This window comes from Streptomyces sp. NPDC001889 (assembly GCF_053594535.1).
The window spans coordinates 19475-41611 of record NZ_JBSFER010000022.1 but is presented as its reverse complement, the minus strand read 5'-3'; the positions used below and the strand labels follow the sequence as shown (position 1 = coordinate 41611).

The window sequence follows — 22137 nt, the reverse complement described above, 5'->3', positions numbered from 1 at the left end:
CACAGCGCGCTGAACCGCCCGGGGAGGGCCCCGGGAGGGGGCCGGCCCCGGGAAGCGGACCGGGCCCCGGCGCGGAGGCGGGGGGGTCAGGACCCCAGGATCGTGGTGAGGAACTCCCCGGTCCATCCCAGCAGTTCCCGTCCCACCACCGGCTTCCCGCCGATCTTCCCGGTCGTGGGGCGCGGGACCAGCACCTGCTTCGCCCCCGGCTTGATGACGGTCCGGGGGTGGAGCCGCTTGAGCCGCAGCTCCTGCGACTCGCGCAGCTCGACCGGCGCGAAGCGGATGTTGCCGCCCTGGAGGACGATCTCCGCGACCCCGCAGGCCCGCGCCAGCATCCGCAGCCCCGCCACCAGCAGCAGATTCTCCACCGGCTCGGGCAGCTTGCCGTAGCGGTCGGTCAGCTCGTCGCGCACCGCCCTGATGTCCTCCTCCGTGGTGGCGGAGGCGATGGCGCGGTACGCCTGGAGGCGCAGCCGCTCACCGGGGGCGTAGTCGTGCGGGACGTGCGCGTCCACCGGCAGCTCGATCTTCACCTCCAGCGGGGGCTCCTCCTCCACCCCGCCCGCCAGGGAGGCGCGGTAGTCGGCGACGGCCTCCCCCACCATGCGTACGTACAGATCGAAGCCGACCCCGGCGATATGGCCGGACTGCTCGCCGCCGAGGAGGTTGCCGGCCCCCCGGATCTCCAGGTCCTTCATCGCCACATACATGCCGGCGCCCATCTCGGTGTGCTGGGCGATGGTCGCGAGCCGCTCGTGCGCGGTCTCGGTGAGGGGCTTCTCCGGCGGGTAGAGGAAGTAGGCGTAACCCCGGTCCCGGCCCCGGCCCACCCGGCCGCGCAGCTGGTGGAGCTGCGAGAGGCCGAAGTTGTCGCCGCGCTCGACGATCAGGGTGTTGGCGTTGGAGATGTCGATGCCCGACTCCACGATCGTCGTGGAGACCAGGACGTCGAACTTCTTCTCCCAGAAGTCCACCACAACCTGTTCGAGCGCCGACTCCGACATCTGGCCGTGCGCGATGGCGATCCGCGCCTCGGGGACGATGCCGCGCAGCCGGGCCGCCGTCCGGTCGATGGACTCGACCCGGTTGTGGATGTAGAAGACCTGGCCCTCGCGGAGGAGTTCCCGGCGGACGGCCGCGCCGATCTGCTTCTCCTCGTACGGTCCGACGAAGGTGAGGACCGGGTGGCGCTCCTCCGGCGGGGTGGTGATGGTCGACATCTCGCGGATACCGGTCACCGCCATCTCCAGCGTCCGGGGGATGGGGGTGGCGGACATGGTCAGGACGTCGACATTGGCGCGCAGCTTCTTCAGCTGCTCCTTGTGCTCGACGCCGAACCGCTGCTCCTCGTCGACGATGACCAGGCCGAGGTCCTTGAACTTGGTCTCGGAGGAGAAGAGGCGGTGGGTGCCGATGACGATGTCGACGGCGCCGTCCCGCAGGCCCTCCAGGGTGGCCTTGGAGTCGGTCTCGGACTGGAACCGGGAGAGCGCGCGCACCTTCACCGGGAACTGGGAGTACCGCTCGGAGAAAGTGCCGAAGTGCTGCTGGACCAGGAGGGTGGTGGGGACGAGGACCGCGACCTGCTTGCCGTCCTGGACGGCCTTGAAGGCGGCGCGGACCGCGATCTCGGTCTTGCCGTAGCCCACGTCGCCGCAGATCAGACGGTCCATGGGGACGGTCTTCTCCATGTCCTCCTTGACCTCGGCGATGGTGGAGAGCTGGTCGGGCGTCTCCGCGTACGGGAAGGCGTCCTCCAGCTCCCGCTGCCAGGGGGTGTCGGGGCCGAAGGCGTGGCCGGGGGCCGCCATCCGGGCGGAGTAGAGCTTGATCAGGTCGGCGGCGATCTCCTTGACGGCCTTCTTGGCGCGCGCCTTGGTCCTGGTCCAGTCGGCGCCGCCGAGCCGGTGCAGGGTGGGGGCCTCGCCGCCCACGTACTTGGTGATCTGCTCCAGCTGGTCGGTGGGGATGTAGAGCCGGTCGCCGGGCTGGCCGCGCTTGGCCGGGGCGTACTCCACGACGAGGTACTCACGGGTCGCGCCCTGGACCGTGCGCTGCACCATCTCGATGTAGCGACCCACGCCGTGCTGCTCGTGGACGATGTAGTCGCCGGTCTCCAGGGTGAGCGGGTCGATGGTCTTGCGGCGGCGGGTGGGCATCCGCCGGCCGTCCTTGCCGGCCGCCTTCTGGCCGGAGAGATCGGTCTCGGTGAGGACGGCGAGCCGCAGGCCCGGGGCGATGAAGCCGAAGTCGATGGAGCCGGTGGCGACCTGGACGACGGCGGGCTCGATCTCGCCCAGCCGGGGTTCGAGCCGGGCGGGCACACCCTCGCCGCCGAGGACCTCGACGGTGCGGGCGGCCGGGCCGTGGGCCTCGGTGACGAAGACGGTGCGCCAGCCGTCGGCCAGCCAGCCCTTGGTGTCGGCGAGCGCGCGGGCGGTGTCGCCCCGGTAGGACTCGGGGGCGTGCATACCGAGCTTGAGGGTGTCGTCCGACAGCTCCTCGTCGGCGGCGAAGGGGGAGATGGACCACCACATCATGCCGAGGTCGCGGGCGTGGTCGCGGACGTCGGCGATGCCCCGGAGGGAGGCCGCGCCGACATCGATCGGGGCCTCGCCGCCACCGGCGGTCGCCGCCCAGGAGGCGTGCAGGAACTCCTGGCTGGTGGCGACCAGGTCGGCGGCCCGGGTGCGGACCCGCTCGGGGTCGCAGACCACGGCCATCGAGCCCTCGGGGAGCACGTCGAGCAGCAGCTCCATCTCGTCGACCAGGACCGGGGCGAGGGACTCCATGCCCTCGACCGCGATGCCCTCGGCGATCTTGCCGAGGAGTTCGCCCAGCTCGGGGTGGGCCTCGGCGAGGGCGGCGGCGCGGCGGCGGACCTCGTCGGTGAGGAGCAGCTCACGGCAGGGCGGGGCCCACAGTCCGTGTTCGGCGACCTCCAGGGAGCGCTGGTCGGCGATCTTGAAGTAGCGGATCTCCTCGATGTCGTCGCCCCAGAACTCCACCCGGAGGGGGTGCTCCTCGGTGGCGGGGAAGACATCGAGGATGCCGCCGCGGACGGCGAACTCGCCGCGCTTCTCGACCAGCTCGACCCGGGAGTAGGCGGCGGCGGCGAGGGCGTCGACGACCTCGTTCAGATCGGCCTGCCGGCCGGTGCGCAGGGCCACGGGCTCCAGCTCGCCGAGCCCCTTGACCTGGGGCTGGAGCACCGAGCGGATCGGTGCGACGACCACCTGGACGGGGCCTGCGGCGGGGTCGTCCGGGGAGGGGTGCGCGAGGCGGCGCAGCACGGCGAGACGGCGGCCGACGGTGTCGGAGCGGGGGGAGAGGCGCTCGTGCGGGAGGGTCTCCCAGGAGGGGTACTCGACGATGCCCTCCTCGGGGAGGAGGGAGCGCAGCGCCGCCGCCAGGTCCTCGGCCTCGCGGCCGGTCGCGGTGACCGCGAGCACGGGGCGGGCGCTGTCGCGGGCGAGCGCGGCGACGGCGAAGGGGCGGGCGGCGGGGGGGCCGACCAGGTCGACGTGCATCCGGGTGCCGCTGCGGGCGGTGTGGACCGCTTCGGTGAGCGCGGGGTCATGGGAGACGGCGTCGAGCAGACCGTGCAGGCTCATGAAAGGGGTTCCCTCCCGGGAAGGCAGTGCTGGGCAACGCGGAGGGCCCGGCACGTCCACCGTGCCGGGCCCTCCACCCTACGCCCGCCCCCGTCCCCCCACTCCCCGAGCCAACCCACCCGGCCGGCACCGGCCGGCCCGTCCCGCGCTTGAGGACAGCCCCCGGGCCACAGGACCCCGCACCAACCCGGCCCGTCCGGGGGCACCTCCCAGACAGGAGACCCGCACAAACCCAGCCCGTCCGGCGATCGAGGACGGACCCCGGGCCACGGGACCCCGCACAAACCCAGCCCGTCCGGCGATTGAGGACGGACCCCGGGCCACGGGACCCCGCACGGTGCGGGCCACGGTCGGGGGCCAGCCCCCGAACCCCCGCGCCTCAAACGCCGGCGAGGCTGGATTTCGTGCCTCAGCTCGCCAGCGAGGCCGAGGTGGTGCGGCTCGACCACCGGAAGGGCCGGGAGGTGGTGCGGCTCGACCACCGGAAGGGCCGAGGTGATGCGGCTCAACCACCGGAAGACCTGGATTTCGGGCCTCGGCCCAACCCTCAGAGCGGCTGACCGTGGCGCGGGGCCCAGGGGCTCCCGGGGCGTGGCTCTCCGCAGCCGGAGGCGTCACTCCGTGGCGATGGCGTTCAGGACATTCATGCGGCCCGCCCGAAACGCCGGCACCAGCGCGGCGAAGAGCCCCACAAACGCCGCCCCCACGAACACCCCCCCAATCGTCCCCCAGGGAATCTCCAGAATCCCCATCCCCTCCAGCGCCAGCAGCTTCTGCGCCGCCACCCCCCACCCCATCCCCAGCCCGAGCCCCAGCACCGCCCCGAAGAGGGCGATCACCACCGACTCCAGCCGGATCATGCGCCGCAGCTGCCGCCGCGACAGACCGATCGCCCGCATCAGACCGATCTCCCTCGTCCGCTCCACCACCGACAGCGCCAGCGTGTTCACCACACCGAGGATCGCGACGATGATCGCGAGCGCCAGCAGGCCGTAGACGATGTTCAGAATCTGGTCGACCTGGCTCTTCAGCTCGTCCTTGTAGTCGGTCTGGTCGCGCACCTTGTACTGCGGGTAGTCCGCGAGCGACGCCTTGAGCGCGGCCTGGGCCTTCTTCGCCTGGCCCTTCTCCGCCGTGGCGAGCAGCATCTGGTTCTGCGGCATCCGGTCGGCCGGCAGATACCGCGCCACCGTCTCGATCGCGAGGTACTTGGCGCCCTGGTCCAGCGAGACATCGTCCGAGGTGATCGCCGCGACCCTCAGCTTCGCCGTGCGTCCCCCGTCGAAGGCGACGGTGAGGGTGTCACCGACCCGGACCCCGTGCTTCCCGGCGTACTCGTCGCCGACCGAGATCGCGTCCTTCGCGTACGCGTCGGACTGCTCGCCCTCGACCATCTCGCGGCGCAGATCCCTCGCGTACGTCGGATCGGTGGCGATGAGGGTCTCCGTCGCGGACTTCCCGTCGGGCCCGGTGACCTTCGCCTCGACCGGCTTGTACTCGGAGATGTGCGCGATGCCCTCGGCCTTCTCCATGGCCCGGTGGGCCTGCGGGACGACCGGCTGCCCGGTCCCGGTCTGGATGATGAAGTCGGCGCCGACGCTCCGGTCCAGCTCGTCGGTGGCCGAGGCGACCATCGAGGAGCCGACCACCGACAGACAGGCCACCAGGGCGAGCCCGATCATCAGGGCCGCGGCGGTCGCTCCGGTGCGGCGCGGGTTGCGCAGCGCGTTCCGCTCGGCCATCCGTCCGACGGGGCCGAAGAGCCGCAGCACCAGCGCGCCGATCACCTTGACCACCACACCCGCGAGCAGCGGGCCGATGACGATGAAGCCGAGCAGGGTGAGCAGCACACCGGCGCCGAGGAGCAGCGAGCCGTCGGCGGCCTTCTCCGCCTGGGCGGTGCCCAGCAGGGCGGCGCCGCCCGCACCGGTCAGCAGCAGCCCGAGCCCGGCCCGTATCCAGCCGGACTTCCCGTCGGCGGGGGTCCCGGCGTCGCGCAGGGCCGCCATCGGGGAGACCTTCCCGGCCCGGCGGGCCGGGACGTAGGCGGCGACGACGGTCACGATCACACCGAGCGCCAGTCCGATCGCGGGGACCGTCCACGCGACCGTCAGATCGTCGGTGGACAGCTTCATGCCCATGGAGCCCATCAGCTCCATCAGCCCCACGGCCAGCCCGACTCCGGCGGCGACTCCGGCGATGGAGCCGACGATGCCGAGGAAAAGCGCCTCCACCAGGACGGAACGGTTGACCTGGCTGCGGCTGGAGCCGATGGCCCGCATCAGACCGATCTCACGGGTGCGCTGGGCCACCAGCATCGAGAAGGTGTTGACGATGAGGAAGATGCCGACGAGGAAGGCGATCCCGGCGAAGCCGAGCATCGCGTACTTCATCACATTGAGGAACTCCCCGACCTCCTTCCGGCCCTCGTCGGTCGCCTCGGCGGCCGTGCTGACCTTGTACGAGGTGCCCAGCGCCGCGACGACGTTCTTCTTGACCCGCTCGTCGCTGACCCCGTCCGCCGCGGTGACGGAGAGATAGCTGTAGCGGCCCTCCGCGCCGAGCAGCTGGCGCTGCGCGGTGGCGGACTCCAGGTAGACCAGGGCCGCGCCGGGGTTGCTGACCTTGAAGGAGGCGATGCCCGAGATGGTGGTCCTCAGGTCTCCGGTGACGGCGATGACCCGGAGTTCGTCGCCGACCGCGAGCCCGTGCTTCTTCGCGGTGTCGGCGTCGACCATGGACTCGTCGGGCGCCCGGGGCGCCCGGCCCGAGGTGACCTCCATCGACCGGAGGTCGTTCCTGGTCCAGTCGCCGGCGATGGTCGGGGCTCCGCCGCCGGCGCCCACGTCCTTGTTGTCGCCGTTGACGACCGTGACGCTCATGCTGTTGACGGCGCCCTCGGCGAACTCGACCCCCTCGGTGGCCTTGACCTTCGCCAGGGCGGAGGCGGGCAGGGACTCCGGCCTGCCGGTCTGCGACCCCTCGTCGTCCCCGTCCTCCAGGGGCTTGACGCTGACATCGCTGGCGGTGACGGCGAAGAGCTTGTCGAAGGTGGTGTTCATGGTGTCGGTGAAGACGAGGGTCCCCGACACGAAGGCCACGGACAGCAGCACCGCCACCGCCGAGAGGGCCATTCTTCCCTTGTGCGCGAAGAAGTTGCGCAGGGACGTCTTGAATACGGTCACGAGGTACGCCCCCGGGCGTCGAAGTCCTTCATGCGGTCGAGAACGGCCTCGGCGGTCGGGCGGAACATCTCGTCCACGATCCGGCCGTCGGCGAGGTAGAGCACCCGGTCCGCGTAGGAGGCGGCGACCGGGTCGTGGGTGACCATGACGATGGTCTGGCCCAGTTCGTCCACCGAGCGGCGGAGGAAGCCGAGGACCTCGGCGCCGGCCCGGGAGTCCAGGTTCCCGGTGGGCTCGTCACCGAAGATGATCTCGGGCTGGGCGGCGAGCGCGCGGGCGACGGCCACGCGCTGCTGCTGGCCGCCGGAGAGCTGGGTGGGGCGGTGCTTGAGCCGCTCGGAGAGGCCCACCGTCGACACCACCCGGTTCAGCCAGGCCGCGTCGGGCCTGCGGCCGGCTATGTCCATGGGGAGGGTGATGTTCTCCAGGGCGTTGAGCGTCGGCAGCAGGTTGAACGCCTGGAAGATGAAGCCGACCCGGTCCCTGCGGAGCTGGGTGAGCTTCTTGTCCTTGAGGCCGGTGATCTCGGTGTCGTCCAGATAGATCTGGCCGGAGGTGACGGTGTCGAGGCCGGCCAGGCAGTGCATCAGGGTGGACTTGCCGGAGCCGGACGGGCCCATGATGGCGGTGAACCGGCCCCGGCTGATGTCGACATCGACATGGTCGAGCGCGACCACCCGGGTCTCCCCCGCGCCGTACGCCTTGACGACCTGACGTCCGCGTGCGGCGACGGCCGTACGCCCTCCGGTGTCCCCGTGCTGGGGGGTGGTCACAGCCGTTGTCACTGTATGTCTCCTATGTCGAGGGTTTCCGGGTGTCGCCGCGTACGCATCGAGTCTGTCGATGGAGGGGGGCGGGCGCACTGGTGCTCAGCGCACTCCTGGCCCTGGGGTTTCCCCCACCCCGCCCCCCTGTTTGCCGCGGCGTCCGTCCCCCGTGCCGCGTAGGAACAACGTAAGGAATCCGACCCCCGCGGCACGTCGTCCCTCCGGACGAACGGGCCCCGGCCCTTCGTAGGGAGTAGCCCCTAGGGGGCGTCCGCCCCCGGTGGGAGCGGGAATCCGCCCTGTGCGCCCTGCCGTTGGGCCGAGAGCGGGTGAGAAGGTGTCCCGGGGAAACCAGTTGCAGGATGAAAGGGTTCGCCGTGGGGGAGAACGCCAGACTGTCCGCTCCGGGGTCGGCGGCGCCGGAGACCGGTACGGAGGACGGGAGGCGCGGGGCGGTGGTGGCCGCGCTGATGACCGGGACCGCGCTGGCCGCGCTCGACGGGACGATCGTGTCCACCGCCGTCCCGCAGATCGTGGGCGACCTCGGCGGGTTCTCCGTCTTCTCCTGGCTCTTCTCCGGCTATCTGCTGGCCGTGACCGTGACCCTGCCGGTGTACGGGAAGTTCTCCGACACCCTCGGCCGCAAACCGGTCCTGATCGCCGGGATCGTTCTCTTCCTCATCGGCTCGCTGCTGTCCGCGCTCGCCTGGAACATGGCGTCGCTGATCGCCTTCCGGATCGTCCAGGGGCTGGGCGGCGGGGCGCTCCAGGGCACGGTGCAGACCATCGCCGCGGATCTGTACCCGCTCAAGGAGCGCCCGAGAATACAGGCCAGGCTCTCCACGGTGTGGGCGGTGTCGGCGGTGGCGGGGCCCGCGGTCGGCGGGCTGCTGGCGACCTGGGCCGACTGGCGGTGGATCTTTCTGATCAACCTTCCGGTGGGGGCGGTGGCGCTCTGGCTGATCGTCCGTCATCTGCGGGAGCCGGTACGGACGGGGGCGGCGCCGTCCGGGGGCGCGGCGCTCCGGTCCCGTATCGACTGGGCCGGCGCGCTGGCCGTCTTCGGGGCGGGGGCGGCCCTGCTCACGGGGCTGGTGCAGGGCGGTGTGGCCTGGCCCTGGTTCTCGGCGCCCTCGCTGGCGCTCTTCGGCGCCGGGGCGGTGCTGGTCGCGGTCACCGTCGTGGTGGAGCGGCGGGCCGCCGAGCCGATACTGCCCGGGTGGGTGTGGCGGCGGCGCACCATCGCCGCGGCGAATCTGGCGCTCGGCGCGCTGGGGCTGCTGATGATCGCGCCGATGGTGTTCCTGCCGACGTACGCGCAGTCCGTGCTGGGGCTCGGTCCGACAGCGGCGGGGTTCGTGCTCTCGGTGATGACCATCAGCTGGCCGATCAGCGCGGCGCTGTCCAGCCGGCTCTACAACCGCATCGGCTTCCGCGACACCGCCGCGATCGGGATGGGGCTCGCGGCGCTGACGCTGGCGGTGTTCCCGCTGCTGCCCTACCCGGGGTCCGCCTGGCAGCCCGCGCTGCTCATGCTGGTGCTGGGGGCGGCGCTGGGGCTGTTCCAGCTGCCGCTGATCGTGGGGGTGCAGGCGGGGGTGGGGTGGTCGGAGCGGGGGACGGCGACGGGGTCGATCCTCTTCTACCGCCAGATCGGGCAGAGCGTGGGGGCGGCGCTGTTCGGGGCGGTGGCGAACGCGGTGCTGGCGGGGAGGCTGGGCGGGGCGGGGGATCTGGACGCGGTGGGGAGGGGGCTGGAGGGGGAAGGGGTGCGGAGGGCGGTGGACGCGGCGGTGGATCATGTGTATGCCGGGGCGGCCGGGGCGGCGGTGCTGGCCCTCCTGGTCCTCCTCCTCTGGGCCCCCCGCCACTTCCCGCTCCTGGAGGACCCACCCCACCCCAAGGCCGCCCCACCCGGCACCTGAGAACGCCCCCCGGGCCACGGGCAACCCCTCACCACCCCAGCCCGTCCGGCGATTGAGGACGGACCCCGGGCCACAGGGAACCCGCAACCAGCGGGGCGGGCGGGCCCCTTGTGCCCGCCTCCCCGGAGGGGGCTACCCGTCGGCGGGGGCGCGGCCCGTGAGCGTCGCCAGGCTGTTGCGGATATGCGCCATGTGCGCGTTCATCTCATCGCGCACCTCCTCCGTCTCCCGCAACACCCTCTCCGTCTCCCGCCCCACCCTCTCCTCCCGCACCCTCGCCCGCCCCAACAACTCCCCCGCCCGCGCCTCCGCGTCCTCCTGCCCGTGGCGCGCCTGCTCCTCCGTCTCGGCGAGAGCCCGCTCCGCGTCCGCGAGGGCCGCCTCCGCGAAGGCGGTCAGCTCGGCGTGGCGGGCGTCCAGCTCCGCCTGCCGGGCCTCCAGCTCGCGCCCCTCCGCCGCCCACCGCTCCGCCTGCTCCGACTCCAGCCCGGCGAGCAGATCCTCCGCCCGCCGCCGGGTCTCCTGCCAGCCGGCGAGCACCTCCGCGCGCACCTGCTTCGCCTCGGCCCGCGCCTGGCCGATAATCTCCGCCGCCTCGGCCCCGGCCGCCCCCAGAACCTCCCCGGCGTACTCCTCCGCGGCCGAGCGCGCCCCGTCCGCCGCCGCGGCGGCCTCCTCCGCCGTGCGCAGCCCGTCGGCCCTCGCCTCGTCCAGCGCGGCCCGGGCGTCCGCGCGCCCCGTCGCCCGTACCGCCCCGGCCTCCTCCTCGGTGAGCGCCAGCAGCTCCCTGGCCCCGTCGCCCAGCGCCTCGTACCCCTGAGGGCTCAGACCGGCGACGACCTCGCGCAACCGGGCGGCCTCGGCCTCCATCCCCTTGGCGAGCACGGTCAGCCGGGCCGCCCGCTCCCAGGCGTCGTCGCGGTCCTGGGAGAGAGCGGAGACATGCGCGTCCGCCGTCTCCATGCGGTAGCCGCGGCGCACAACGGCGAAGCCATGAGGCGATACCGATGCTGCACTCATCCTTCGAGCCCCTTCCAGATCCCCAACGACGCATTACGCGATTGTGCTCATATCCTTCCGGATACAAGACAAACGCTCATAACGCGACACTGTGTCATCAGGCGAAAGAGGACGGAACCGGAACCGCCGAGGGGCGCCCGGCCCACGCGCGGTGGTCCGGACGCCCCTCGGCGCGCGCGGTGACGGCACGGGCTACAGCAGCCCGTCCCACATCTGCTCCAGCAGCACCGACCACCAGTTGTCGGGCGCCGCCGGCGCTGCCGGGTCCAGCGCCGCGAGCTGCGCCTGGAAGTCGACCGTCCAGCGCCCCGCCTGCTCCGGATTGAGGCCGTAGCGGAACCGCCACATCCGGCCGAGGAGCGCCATACAGCGGACGAACTCCGGGAGCCCGCTGTTCACGAACTGCGGCGCCGTGGGCTGCCCGCCCGGGCCCGCCGCCTCCACCGGCACCGCGACGATGTGCGCGGTGCCGTACTGGACACAGATCGCCCGGCCGAAGTCGTTCCCCACGACCAGGTACGAGCCCGCGTCCACGGCGGCCTGCACCTGGCGCTGGGCCGCCAGCTCCGCCAGGGTCGGTACGACCGGGTGGGCCGGCTGTGCCCAGAAGAAGGGGTTGAAGTCGGCCGGCAGCCCCGCCCACACCAGGGTCGCCGCCACGGTCTCCGGCACCCCCTGGCGCGAGACGGCCCGCTGGTCGAACCGGCAGACCGCCTGCGGCCCGAACGCCGAGACCAGCTCCTGCGCCACCGCCTGCGGCGGAACCGGTGGGGCCTGCTGCACCTGCGGCAGCGGCGCCCGCACCGGCGCCGGCCGCGCCGGGCCGTCCGCCACCTGGTGCAGCTCGCCCTGGTGGGTGAGGAGTTGGCGCATGCCCTGCTGCCGGCTCACATGGTCCGTGCCGTAGGGGGCGATGCTGGTGATACGGGCCTGGGGCCAGGTCTCGGCGATCATGCGGGCGCAGTAGCCGCCGGGGAGCAGACAGGACTCCAGCTCGGTGTGGAGCTCCAGCACCTGCTGCGGCGGCACGTTCAGGGCCCGCAGCTCGTGCAGCATCTGCCACTCGGGGTGCGGGGTGCCGGGCGCGGAACGCCGGATGAGCCGGGCCTCCGAGCCGTCGGGGGCGCGGTAGCGCAGCACGGCCTGGTAGCCGGGCCCGACGGTCGGCACTCCGGTGGAGTGGTACGCGGGGGGTACGGCCCCGGGGAGGGGTCCGGGCGGCTGCGGCACTCCCGGTCCCTGCGGGCCCAGCCTGCCGGGATCGGACAGCACCGTCGCGGCCTGGTGAACCCCCCCGGGACCACCGGGAGCGGCGGGAGCGGCGGGGGGTGCCGCCGGGGGCGGCGGGCCGGGGACCTGGGGGCTGAGCTGGGTCGGCAGGTACCCGGCGGCCGGGGTTCCGGGGGTTCCGGGGGTTCCGGGGGCCGGGGGCGGCGGTCCCGGCGGCGGCGGGGTCGACGGACCGCCGCCGCGCGGGGTGCGCCGCGGCGCGGGTCCGGCGCCTCTGCCGGTGGCGGCGTCCGCGAGGTCGGCCGCTCCCCCGGAACCGGTCCCGGGGGCCGTCCCGGGGACGGTCGCCTTCAGGGTCGGGCGGACGGCGGTGGGCGGGAGGCTGCTGCCGCCGTCCATCAGCGCGGTGGGCGCGTCCGCGTCCGGGCTGTCGCCGTCACCGGCGCCGTCGCCGTCACTGGCGCTGCCGCCCCGGCCGGAGACCGGTGAGGTGTAGACGGTGTCGGGGAGCGGGACGGAGGCGTCGTCCGCGCTCTCGGCGCTGGTGTCGGTCCAGGGTGTGCCCCCGCCCGACGATCCGGACCCGTTCCCGTTCCCGGTTCCGGTTCCGGTTCCGGCTCCGGTTCCGGCTCCGCCGGGAACCCCGGGGGCCGGGGTCGCACCGGAGGCGCCCGGGAGGCCCGGCCCGGCGGAGACCCCGGGCGGGGAAGGAGGCGCACCGGGGGCCGGCGGGGTCGCGGGCGCACCGGATATGCCCGGCCCGGTGGAGGGTCCGGGCGGCGGAGGCGTGCCGGGAGCGGCGGGCGCACCGGGCGGCGCGGGCGGCAGCCCCGCGCCCGGCGGGCCGCCGATCGACGGCGGGCCCGGGGGCGGCGGCGGGGCCGCCCCACCGGGCGCGCCCGGAGCGGGGAGTCCGGCGCCGAGGGAGCCGGGGGCTCCCGCGCCGGGCGAGCCGCCGGGCGGGGTCGGGGACGCCTCCGCGGCGAGCGGCCCCCCGCCCGCCTGGGAGGCGTTGGGCAGGGCGGCCGGATCGCGCGGGGCCGGCGGGGCGACCGGCCAGTCGTCGTCCGGCCTGTCCGGCCTGTCCGGAGCAGCGGAAACAGCGGAACCAGCGGGCGCGGCAGGAGTGGCGGCGGGCGTCTCCGGCTCCCCCAGCCGGTCGGCCGCCTCCTGGAGCCACTCCGGCGGGGTGAGCAGGAAGGAGGTCTGGTTCAGATCGATCCGCCGCTGCGCCGGGCCCGGGGCGGACTCGGCCGGGACGGCGGGCGCGCCGTACTCCTCCTCGTACCGCCTGATCACCTCGCCCACCGGCAGCCCGGGCCACAGGGTGGCCTCCCCGCTGTCGCGGGCGATCACCAGCCGCAGCTGTCCGCCGTCCGAGCGCACCCCGCCCTCGCGGTCCTCCGCCCAGAGGACGAAGCCGAGGCCGAACTCCCGCACCCGCACCTCCCGGTGCTGGTAGGGCGGCACATCGCCGTTGACCCACTCTTCCGCGCGCTCCTGCGCCTGTGCGAACGTCACCATCGGAGCGTCACTCCCCGTCCGGGAGGGGCACGGCGCGCGCGAAGCCGCCGTCCACCATCAGATTGGCCACGGTCTCCAGCTCGGGCGGGTTGCCGGCGAGGCGCCCGAGGAAACCGTCGAAGTCGTCGCCGCACGGCAGCAGCAGCCGGTCCACGCGCTGCTGGACGTTCCAGCCGTCGCGGTCGCGCCCGTCGTCGTAGGGGCAGAACCAGACCGAACCGATCGACGCGCCCCTGACCTTCACCGCCAGGATGCCGCCCTGGACGAACCCGACGCCCAGGTAGTCCTTGGTCAGATGGTCGCGCAGGCACTTGTTCGCGTACACGAGGTCGTTGACGGCGGCCTCGTCGCGGACCGTCAGAAACGGCTGGTCCACCAGGAGCCCCAGCTCCGCGTCGAGCGCGGCGCCGACGGGGGCGCAGCCGCCCGCTGCCTTGAGGAACGAGCGGTAGGCGCCGGGCAGCCGGTAGCCGAGGTCCTCCTCCACGCCGAGCAGTTGCTGCTCGGTGACGGAGAGGGCGCCCCGGGGCAGCCCGAAGTGCGCGGGCCGGGTCTCCTGGAGCGGGCGGGTGCCGCGCTTCTCCTGGTCGACGGTGGAGGTCGCGATGCCGCCGTGGTGCCGCAGCAGCGCCTTGACCTCGACCGGGATCAGTTCGAGCCGCCGGGTGCCGCGCGCGTGGTGCCAGGTCCAGCCGTGCGGGGTGGCGACGGCGGGGATGGTGTCCCAGAGGGTGTGGCGGGAGGCGTGCAGGGCGGCGTTGGCCGATACGTAGTCGGTGAGCCGCAGTTCGTCGACGCCGAATCCGGCCGGGGGCTCGGCGATCTCGGCGGCGGCGCGGGCGTACGGCGAGAAGTCCGGGTAGCCGTCGGCGTCCACGCGGACGCCCCGGGGGTGGCGGGCCGCCCGTACCGGATCGGGGAAGTGCACGGTCTGGCCGGCGTAGGCCGCGTTCGGCGGCGTGACGGGTGCCCCGGCGCCCGAGGTCCGGGGGCCGGGGGGTGCCCCGAGCCCTTGCCCACCTGTCGTCATGGCGATCCGCCCCCTGCTGGCTTCCGGCTGTCCGGGACAGCCTAAGCGGTGGGGGTGCGGGGAGCGCCGGTGCTCCGGGCGGGGCCGCGCGCGCCCGAACGCATGGTCACGAATGGTCACGGCGGAGTGACCGAACACCGGCGGACTCACACGATTCAGCTACCCAGCTTCCACACTCTGCGCCGCATTTGGCACGCTGTTCCTTCACTTCGGGGGAGTGTGGGGAGGGACAAAAGCACCATGCACACTGCGCAATCAGGTACTCCGGCCACGGCGGGTGATCCTCGTCTCAGCTGGAGCAGCGCCGAGGAGACCGGCCCGCCCGCGCTCAGCCAGCGCCGGGACGGGATTCTGCCCGCTGTCGCGGCGGCGCTCTCCGTGCGCGGGGAGACGCTCAAGTCGACCGCCGGGAAGGGTGACCGGGCCCCGGTGCTCCACCCTCTCGTCCAGGACTTCCTGTCCACGCTCACCAGCGGCCAGCGGGAACGCTTCACCGGGCGCTGCCCGGAGGCGATCCTGCTGTCGCGCCATCTGACGGCGGCCGAGGGCAACCGCTCCAAGCGGGCCCGGCGCAGACCGCTGACGTACGGGGAGGCCAAGCGCGCGCTGAAGCAGGCGAAGCTGACGGCGCGCAGAATCCGCGAGGACGGAGATCCGCTGCACGGTACGTACGCGCCGCCGTGCCGCTCCTGTACGGCGATGCTCAACCACTTCGGGGTACGGGCAGTGAACCCGGCCGCGACCGACTCCACGAACGGCTGATCCCGCACCGATGCCCGAGAATCTGAGTACGACCCGTTTCCCCGTCGCTGTCGACGCGGCACTGCGCGAGGCGGGGTGGGTGCCGGGCCGCTGGGACATCAAGCTGGCCGAGCACTGGGCGGACACCCTGCGCGGGTACGAGTCCCCGGCGGGGCACCGGCACGCCGTCTTCCCGGCGGCGGTGGAGGTGTGGGCGGAATTCGGCGATCTGCGGATCGCGGGGCTGGGGCCGGGGCGGCAGTGCGCGCCGCCGGTGGTGCGGATGCAGCCGCTGGCGGGGCTGCACATGGCGCGGACGCTGGGGGATCTGGGGAGGGCGGTGGGGGCGGAGATGGCTCCGCTGGGAGTGGAGGGGGAAGGGGAAGAGGGAGGGGGTGGGGTGCTGGCGGTGGACGCGGAGGGGCGGGTGTACTGCGTGGATCACGCGGGGGACTGGTATCTGGGCCCGGACATCGACCGCGCCCTCACCACCTTGATCACCGGCCTCCAGCCTCCTCGCCTCACCGGCTAGGGGGTTTCCCTCCCGGACCGGACCGGACCGGACTGGATCGGACCGGACCGGACCGGTGAGCGGGGTCCGGCGCCAGGGCCCGCGGGCCCGGCGGGATCCGAAGGAAAAGAGACGCTAGGGCGCCGGGAGGACGGCGGAGACGCGGAAACCACCGGATTCGGTGGGCCCCGAGACGAACACCCCGCCCAGCGCCAGCACCCTCTCCCGCATCCCCACCAACCCGTTCCCCCCGCTGGGCAGCCCCGCGCCCACCCCGCTCCCCGCCGCCCCCGGCGCCCCGTTCTCCACCTGCATCGCGAACTCCGCATCGCGGTGCGCCAGCCGCACCATCACCTTCGCGCCGGCGGCGTGCTTGTGGACATTGGTCAGGGCCTCCTGCACCACCCGGTAGGCGGTCTGCTCCACCTCGGGGGCGTACTCCCGCACCCCTCCGTGCACCGCCAGCTCCACCACCATCCCCGCCTGGCGGGACTGCCCGACGAGATCGCCGACATCGGCGATGCAGGGCCCGTCATCGGCCGCCGCGGCGGCGGCAGCGGCGGCGGCGGCCCCCACGGCGGCGAGCGGCACCGGCGCGGCGGCGCGCTGTTCCCCGTCGCCCGTGCGCAGCACCCCGAGCATCTCGCGCAGCTCGGTCAGGGCCTGCCGGCCCATGTCCCCGACCAGCGCGGCGTTCTTCACCGCCTTCTGCGGGTCCTTGAGCGCGACCGCCTGGAGCGCCGCCGCGTGGACGACCATCAGGCTGACCCGGTGCGCGACGACATCGTGCATCTCGCGGGCGATCCGGGTCCGCTCCTCGGTGCGCGCCCACTGCGCCCGCTGCTCGGCGCGGTCGGCGAGCAGCGACAGCTCCTGCTCCAGGCTGTCGGCGCGCTCCCGCAGGCTCTCCATGAGCCGGCGCCGGGCGCCGATGTAGAGACCGAAGAGGACCGGCGGCATGGTCACACCGACCGCGACGAAGGTCGACATCAGCGGTACGTACCAGGCGCCGGGGTCGGCGAGCCCGGAGGCGGCGACGTCCTGGCGGACCCGCACGAAACTCACGATCAGCGTCGCGATCAGCGACATCCCGGAGAGGGTGGCGATGATCCGGCGCGGCACCTCGGACGCGGCGAGCGTGTACAGCCCGACGATCCCCATGAGGTAGCCCATCTCGGCGGGCGTGGCCGCCACCCCCACGAGGACGACCGCGATCGGCCAGCGCCTCCGTACCACCAGCACGGCGCCGACCAGCAGCCCGAAGAGCGCGCCGAGCGGCAGCGGCAGCGCGGTTCTCTCCGCGAACACCGCTCCCTCGACCGCGCACTCGACGGCGGAGAACAGCCCGAGCCCCACGTCCAGTGCGACACTGCGCCGCCGTCCCCACCACAGCACGCCACGGGTGGTCGTGCCCGTGCCGTCCTGGTGTGCCCCCGTTGTGGTCATGTCCTTCAGCCTACGGGCGCGCGCGGGTGGTTTTCCCGGTGGTTTCCGGCGGCCGGGGGCGGCACGTCCCCGGCAACGTGCGGACAAGTACCGTCGCGGGAGAGGCGGGTGTTACGGCATAGTGTGGGTTGCTGGTCGGAGAGCCCGGTCACCGTGATCGGTGTCACCCGGCTCCGCTGTCCCCCGTGGTGTAATTGGCAGCACAGTGGCTTTTGGTGCCATTTGTCCGGGTTCGAGTCCTGGCGGGGGAGCCTCCCACCCCTCACTCGGTGGCCCGTACAGCCGACCCCGCCGGTCCGGCCCCGCCCTTCATTTCCCCCGGTAAACGCCCCGGTATCCTTCGGATGTCCACCACCCGAAGCCGAAGGGCATTCCCGTGAGCGCCAACCGCCCGGCAGCCGTCGTCGTTCTCGCAGCGGGTGAAGGCACCCGTATGAAGTCGAAGACCCCCAAGGTTCTGCATGACATCTGCGGGCGCTCGCTCGTCGGACATGTCGTCTGCGCCGCCCGCGAGCTGGACCCCCGGCACCTCGTCGTGGTCGTCGGCCACGCCAGCGAGCGGGTCGAGGGGCATCTCGCCGCCGCGTACCCCGGCACCCGCACCGCCTTCCAGGCGGAGCAGAAGGGCACCGGGCACGCCGTCCGCACCGGCCTCGACCAGCTCGACGCCGACCTCGACGGCACGGTCGTCGTGGTCTGCGGGGACACCCCGCTGCTCTCCGGCGAGACCCTCACCGCCCTCGCCGCCGCGCACGCCGCCGACGGCAACGCCGTCACCGTGCTGACCGCCGAGGTCCCCGACTCCACCGGCTACGGCCGGATCGTCCGCGACACCGCCAACGGCGCCGTCACCGCGATCGTCGAGCACAAGGACGCCACCCCGGCGCAGCTCGCCATCCGGGAGATCAACTCCGGGGTCTTCGCCTTCGACGGGCAGCTCCTCGTGGACGCGCTCGGCAAGGTGCGGACCGACAACAGCCAGGGCGAGGAGTACCTCACCGACGTCCTGGGCATACTGCGGGAGGCCGGCCACCGCGTCGGCGCTTCCGTCGCGGGCGACCACCGTGAGATCCTCGGCATCAACAACCGCGTACAGCTCGCGGAGGCCCGCACCCTGCTCAATGAGCGGCTGCTGAAGCAGGCCATGCTGGCCGGAGTCACCGTGATCGACCCGTCCTCGGTCCTCATCGATGTCACCGTCACCTTCGAGCCCGACGCCATCGTCCACCCCGGCACCCAGCTCCTGGGCGCCACCCACCTCGGCGAGGGCGCCGAGGTCGGCCCCAACACCCGTCTGAAGGACACCACCGTGGGCAACGGCGCCCGCGTGGACAACGCCGTCGCGGAGTCCGCCGAGGTCGGCGCCGGCGCGACGGTCGGTCCGTACGCCTATCTGCGCCCCGGCACCCGGCTGGGCACCAGGGCCAAGGCCGGGACCTATGTCGAGATGAAGAACGCCACGATCGGAGAGGGCACCAAGGTCCCCCACCTGTCGTATGTCGGCGACGCGACGATCGGCGACCACACGAACATCGGCGCCGCCAGCGTGTTCGTGAACTACGACGGGGAAGCCAAGCACCACACGACGATCGGCTCCCACTGCAAGACCGGCTCGGACAACATGTTTGTGGCACCGGTCACGGTCGGGGACGGCGCCTACACCGCCGCCGGCTCCGTCATCACCAAGGACGTACCGGCCGGTTCACTGGCCGTCGCCCGGGGCCAGCAGCGGAATATCGAGGGCTGGGTGGCCCGTAAGCGACCCGGCAGCGCCGCCGCACAGGCCGCCGCAGCCGCGGCGGAACCCGCCACCGACCAGAACTGACCGAAACCAGGTATCCCGAACTGGGCGTACCGTGATACGTGCACATAAATTCGGCTGGCTCGCGCTCCCCACACCCCCGCGGCCAGAGAACACCCTCTGAGGAGACAGTGCTGTGACCGGGATCAAGACGACCGGCGAGAAGAAACTCATGCTCTTCTCCGGCCGCGCCCACCCCGAGCTGGCCGAGGAAGTCGCACATCAACTGGGTGTCACCCTGGTGCCGACCAAGGCCTTCGACTTCGCGAACGGCGAGATCTACGTCCGTTTCCAGGAGTCCGCCCGCGGCGCCGACTGCTTCCTGATGCAGAGCCACACGGCTCCCATCAATAAGTGGATCATGGAACAGCTGATCATGATCGATGCGCTGAAGCGGGCCTCGGCCCGGAGCATCACCGTGATCGTGCCGTTCTACGGGTACGCCCGCCAGGACAAGAAGCACCGCGGCCGTGAGCCGATCTCCGCCCGTCTGGTGGCCGATCTGATGAAGACGGCCGGCGCGGACCGGATTCTCACCGTCGATCTCCACACCGACCAGATCCAGGGCTTCTTCGACGGCCCGGTGGACCATCTCTTCGCGCTGCCGGTCCTCGCGGACTACGTCGCCGCCAAGGTGGACCCCACCAAGCTCACCGTCGTCTCCCCGGACGCCGGCCGGGTGCGCGTGGCCGACCGCTGGTGCGACCGCCTCGGCGCGCCGCTGGCCATCGTGCACAAGCGCCGTGACAAGGACGTCGCCAACCAGGTGACCGTCCACGAGGTCGTCGGCAATGTCGAGGGCCGGGTCTGTGTGCTGGTCGACGACATGATCGACACCGGTGGCACCATCTGCGCCGCCGCCGACGCCCTCTTCGCCAACGGCGCCGAGGACGTCATCGTGACGGCCACCCACGGAGTCCTCTCCGGCCCGGCCGCCGACCGGCTGAAGAACTCCAAGGTCAGCGAGTTCGTGCTGACGAACACCCTGCCGACCCCGGGCGAGCTGGAGCTGGACAAGATCACGGTGCTCTCGATGGCGCCGACGATCGCCCGCGCCGTGCGCGAGGTCTTCGAGGACGGCTCGGTGACCAGCCTCTTCGAGGAGCAGTTCTGATCGGGGCCTGATCCGGGTCTGACCCCGGTCGTCGACCGACCACGGGACAGAGGGCCGTGACCTCCGGGTCACGGCCCTCTGTCCTGCCCCGCGCCGGGGGCGCTCCCGCCGGCCCGGCGCCGGGCCCCGCTTGATCGATTGGGTGGAGCGGGAGGGGCCCCGGTAGACTGTCCGAGTTGCTCGGCGAGGGAGGCCGCACATTCGGTGCGGCGGTCCGTTATCGACGCGCTCTTCGCAGCAGGCGTAGCAGGCCATTCGTGGCCGGGTGACCATCAGATCCGTCTGCCACACGAGGAGTGCACATGTCTGAGGTGAAGCTCGCCGCCGAGCTCCGTACCGAGTTCGGCAAGGGCGCGTCCCGCCGCGTCCGCCGCGACAACAAGGTTCCCGGTGTGCTCTACGGCCACGGCACCGACCCGGTCCACATCACCCTGCCGGGCCACGAGCTGCTGCTCGCCCTCCGCACCTCCAATGTGCTGCTCGCCCTCTCGATCGACGGCCGCAACGAGCTGGCCATCCCGAAGGCCGTGCAGCGCGACCCGCTGAAGGGCTCCCTGGAGCACGTCGACCTGCTGCTGGTCAAGCGCGGCGAGAAGGTCACGGTCGAGATCCCCGTCCACACCGAGGGCGACCTGGCCCCGGGCAGCTTCCTGGTGGAGCACGTCCTCAACACCCTGCCCGTCGAGGCCGAGGCCACCCACATCCCCGAGGCCGTCACGGTCTCGATCCAGGGCCTGGAGGCCGGTGCCTCCATCCTCGCCAAGGACATCCCGCTGCCCTCCGGTTCGACGCTGGCCGTCGACGAGGACACCGTGGTGATCCAGGTCCTGGCCGCGCAGGCCGAGGAGCCCGCCGCCGAGACCGAGTCCGAGTCCGCCGAGGCCTGATCCCCGACGCTCGGGACCGCTCCCGGCCCCCGGTCGCCCCGGGACCCGGGAGCCGCTCTCCCCGGCCGCCGCCCGCACCCCACGGTGCGGGCGGCGGCCGGGTTTCCGGCTGTTCTGATGTCTGGACGGAGACCATCGGATGACGACGACCGACGCCGACCCCAACGCCCCCTGGCTGATCGTGGGTCTCGGCAACCCCGGCCCCGGATACGCCGGCAACCGGCACAATGTGGGCTTCATGGTCGCCGACCTGCTCGCGGAGCGGGCCCGCGCGGGCTTCAAGCGGGCCCCGAAGGCCCAGGCCCAGGTCGTCGAGACCCGGATCGGCCCGCCCGGCCCCGGCAGCCGCCGGGTGGTGCTGGTCAAGCCGCTGTCGTTCATGAACCTCTCCGGTGGCCCCGTCACCGCGCTGCGGGACTTCTACAAGGTCCCGACCGCGCACATCGTGGCCGTCCACGACGAGCTGGACATCGACTACGGCACCCTGCGGCTGAAGCTCGGCGGCGGGGACAACGGCCACAACGGGCTGAAGTCGATGACCAAGTCCCTGGGCCCCGACTACCACCGGGTCCGGTTCGGGATCGGCCGCCCGCCGGGCCGGATGCAGGTCGCGGACTTCGTCCTCAAGGACTTCTCCGCCACCGAGCGCAAGGAGCTGGACTACGGCGTGGACCGCGCGGCCGACGCGGTGGAGTCGCTGGTCCTCGACGGTCTGGAGCGCGCCCAGGGGACGTACAACTCCTGACAAGCGGCGCCAAGTCGCCTCGGTGAGTTGACCGGGCGCGGCCGGATGCCCAAGGATCGCGCCCCATGAGTCGCATGCTCCTCTACAGCCGCCGCACGGCGATGGGTCTGGTCGCTCTGCTGCTGCTGACCGCGGGCTGCTGGTCGTCGTGGGGCACGGCGCAGCACGTGATGCTCGCCAAGGGCCGGGAACACGGCACGATCACCGTCACCGGCTGCGACGGCGAGACCTGCACCGGGCGTTTCGACCCCGAGGGCACGGCCGGCACCCGCAACGGGATGACGATGGAGAAGTCGCTCGCCGTCAAGGAGGGCGCGACGCTCTCCGTGGTGGTCAAGCCCGGCACCAGCGAGGTGGTGCGCCGGGGCACCGGCGGGGTCTTCCAGGCCTGGCTGCCGCTCGGCGGCGCGATGGTCCTGGCGGCGCTGATCATAGGCGGCGGGATGCGGCTCCCCCGGTTCGCCTGGGTGACGGCGGGCGTCGGCGGCGCGGTGCTGGTGGGCGCCTTCCTCACGCTCTGACTCCGGCCGCGCGGACCCGCGCGAAGGGGCCGCCCGGCGCTCGATCGCGCCGGGCGGCCCCTTCCCCGTGACC

Annotated in this window: 15 protein-coding genes and 1 tRNA gene; 9 read left to right on the top strand and 7 right to left on the bottom strand. The window is 72.9% G+C overall.

What is annotated here, in order from left to right; translation table 11 throughout:
- Window positions 1-86: 86 nt before the first annotated feature.
- The 3 genes from mfd to ACWCRA_RS25085 form a co-directional block, all read right to left on the bottom strand.
- Window positions 87-3617: a transcription-repair coupling factor gene (gene mfd, locus ACWCRA_RS25095; RefSeq protein WP_351554521.1), complete on the bottom strand. Its 3531-nt coding sequence runs from the start codon at window positions 3615-3617 to the stop codon at window positions 87-89.
- Between the two features lie 614 nt (window positions 3618-4231).
- On the bottom strand, window positions 4232-6802 hold the full coding sequence (locus ACWCRA_RS25090) for an ABC transporter permease (RefSeq protein ID WP_451068658.1): 2571 nt from the start codon (window positions 6800-6802) through the stop codon (window positions 4232-4234).
- Window positions 6799-7587, bottom strand: coding sequence for an ABC transporter ATP-binding protein (locus ACWCRA_RS25085; protein ID WP_351554527.1), 789 nt, complete (start codon window positions 7585-7587; stop codon window positions 6799-6801). The genes ACWCRA_RS25090 and ACWCRA_RS25085 overlap by 4 nt, the downstream gene beginning before the upstream one ends.
- Window positions 7588-7931: 344 nt before the next feature.
- On the opposite strand from ACWCRA_RS25085, the gene ACWCRA_RS25080 reads away from it, so the two are divergent.
- Window positions 7932-9494: an MFS transporter gene (locus tag ACWCRA_RS25080; RefSeq protein ID WP_451068657.1), complete on the top strand. Its 1563-nt coding sequence runs from the start codon at window positions 7932-7934 to the stop codon at window positions 9492-9494.
- Between the two features lie 132 nt (window positions 9495-9626).
- On the opposite strand, the gene ACWCRA_RS25075 is transcribed toward ACWCRA_RS25080, so the two are convergent.
- The 3 genes from ACWCRA_RS25075 to ACWCRA_RS25065 form a co-directional block, all read right to left on the bottom strand.
- Complete coding sequence (locus ACWCRA_RS25075; RefSeq protein ID WP_351554533.1) at window positions 9627-10514, bottom strand: cellulose-binding protein; 888 nt, start codon at window positions 10512-10514, stop codon at window positions 9627-9629.
- Between the two features lie 192 nt (window positions 10515-10706).
- Entirely contained in the window at window positions 10707-13268 is a 2562-nt protein-coding gene (locus tag ACWCRA_RS25070) for an SUKH-4 family immunity protein (protein ID WP_451068656.1), read from the bottom strand.
- Between the two features lie 7 nt (window positions 13269-13275).
- Window positions 13276-14298, bottom strand: coding sequence for an HNH endonuclease (locus ACWCRA_RS25065; protein WP_351557935.1), 1023 nt, complete (start codon window positions 14296-14298; stop codon window positions 13276-13278).
- Between the two features lie 240 nt (window positions 14299-14538).
- Between ACWCRA_RS25065 and ACWCRA_RS25060 the strand changes: the two genes are divergently transcribed.
- Both ACWCRA_RS25060 and ACWCRA_RS25055 read left to right on the top strand, forming a co-directional pair.
- Entirely contained in the window at window positions 14539-15060 is a 522-nt protein-coding gene (locus ACWCRA_RS25060; RefSeq protein WP_351557933.1) for a YwqJ-related putative deaminase, read from the top strand.
- A 10-nt stretch (window positions 15061-15070) separates the two neighbouring features.
- Window positions 15071-15571: an SUKH-3 domain-containing protein gene (locus ACWCRA_RS25055; RefSeq protein WP_451068655.1), complete on the top strand. Its 501-nt coding sequence runs from the start codon at window positions 15071-15073 to the stop codon at window positions 15569-15571.
- Window positions 15572-15685: 114 nt separating this feature from the next.
- On the opposite strand, the gene ACWCRA_RS25050 is transcribed toward ACWCRA_RS25055, so the two are convergent.
- Complete coding sequence (locus ACWCRA_RS25050; protein WP_351557929.1) at window positions 15686-16996, bottom strand: sensor histidine kinase; 1311 nt, start codon at window positions 16994-16996, stop codon at window positions 15686-15688.
- 179 nt (window positions 16997-17175) lie between these two features.
- On the opposite strand from ACWCRA_RS25050, the gene ACWCRA_RS25045 reads away from it, so the two are divergent.
- The 6 genes from ACWCRA_RS25045 to ACWCRA_RS25020 all read left to right on the top strand — a co-directional run bounded on the left by ACWCRA_RS25045 (window position 17176) and on the right by ACWCRA_RS25020 (window position 22064).
- Window positions 17176-17247: transfer RNA gene (locus tag ACWCRA_RS25045), tRNA-Gln, on the top strand.
- Between the two features lie 125 nt (window positions 17248-17372).
- The gene (glmU, locus tag ACWCRA_RS25040; RefSeq protein WP_351557927.1) at window positions 17373-18821 is read left to right on the top strand and encodes a bifunctional UDP-N-acetylglucosamine diphosphorylase/glucosamine-1-phosphate N-acetyltransferase GlmU; all 1449 of its coding nucleotides are present in this window, start codon (window positions 17373-17375) and stop codon (window positions 18819-18821) included.
- Between the two features lie 112 nt (window positions 18822-18933).
- Window positions 18934-19911, top strand: a complete 978-nt coding sequence (locus ACWCRA_RS25035; protein WP_351557926.1) for a ribose-phosphate diphosphokinase — start codon at window positions 18934-18936, stop codon at window positions 19909-19911.
- A 302-nt stretch (window positions 19912-20213) separates the two neighbouring features.
- Window positions 20214-20798: a 50S ribosomal protein L25/general stress protein Ctc gene (locus ACWCRA_RS25030; RefSeq protein WP_351557924.1), complete on the top strand. Its 585-nt coding sequence runs from the start codon at window positions 20214-20216 to the stop codon at window positions 20796-20798.
- A gap of 139 nt (window positions 20799-20937) precedes the next feature.
- Window positions 20938-21543 carry an aminoacyl-tRNA hydrolase gene (gene pth / locus ACWCRA_RS25025; RefSeq protein WP_351557922.1) on the top strand — a complete coding sequence of 202 codons (606 nt, stop codon included), beginning with the start codon at window positions 20938-20940 and terminating at the stop codon, window positions 21541-21543.
- A gap of 65 nt (window positions 21544-21608) precedes the next feature.
- The gene (locus ACWCRA_RS25020) at window positions 21609-22064 is read left to right on the top strand and encodes a hypothetical protein (RefSeq protein WP_351557920.1); all 456 of its coding nucleotides are present in this window, start codon (window positions 21609-21611) and stop codon (window positions 22062-22064) included.
- Window positions 22065-22137: the final 73 nt, after the last annotated feature.

What these genes read in the sequence shown, in the direction of transcription:
- mfd (WP_351554521.1), bottom strand. Translation starts at nt 3,617, where the DNA reads ATGAGCCTGCACGGTCTGCTCGACGCCGTCTCCCATGACCCCGCGCTC.
- ACWCRA_RS25080 (WP_451068657.1), top strand. Translation starts at nt 7,932, where the DNA reads ATGAAAGGGTTCGCCGTGGGGGAGAACGCCAGACTGTCCGCTCCGGGG.
- ACWCRA_RS25075 (WP_351554533.1), bottom strand. Translation starts at nt 10,514, where the DNA reads ATGAGTGCAGCATCGGTATCGCCTCATGGCTTCGCCGTTGTGCGCCGC.
- ACWCRA_RS25070 (WP_451068656.1), bottom strand. Translation starts at nt 13,268, where the DNA reads ATGGTGACGTTCGCACAGGCGCAGGAGCGCGCGGAAGAGTGGGTCAAC.
- ACWCRA_RS25065 (WP_351557935.1), bottom strand. Translation starts at nt 14,298, where the DNA reads ATGACGACAGGTGGGCAAGGGCTCGGGGCACCCCCCGGCCCCCGGACC.
- ACWCRA_RS25060 (WP_351557933.1), top strand. Translation starts at nt 14,539, where the DNA reads ATGCACACTGCGCAATCAGGTACTCCGGCCACGGCGGGTGATCCTCGT.
- ACWCRA_RS25055 (WP_451068655.1), top strand. Translation starts at nt 15,071, where the DNA reads ATGCCCGAGAATCTGAGTACGACCCGTTTCCCCGTCGCTGTCGACGCG.
- ACWCRA_RS25050 (WP_351557929.1), bottom strand. Translation starts at nt 16,996, where the DNA reads ATGACCACAACGGGGGCACACCAGGACGGCACGGGCACGACCACCCGT.
- ACWCRA_RS25030 (WP_351557924.1), top strand. Translation starts at nt 20,214, where the DNA reads ATGTCTGAGGTGAAGCTCGCCGCCGAGCTCCGTACCGAGTTCGGCAAG.
- pth (WP_351557922.1), top strand. Translation starts at nt 20,938, where the DNA reads ATGACGACGACCGACGCCGACCCCAACGCCCCCTGGCTGATCGTGGGT.
- ACWCRA_RS25020 (WP_351557920.1), top strand. Translation starts at nt 21,609, where the DNA reads ATGAGTCGCATGCTCCTCTACAGCCGCCGCACGGCGATGGGTCTGGTC.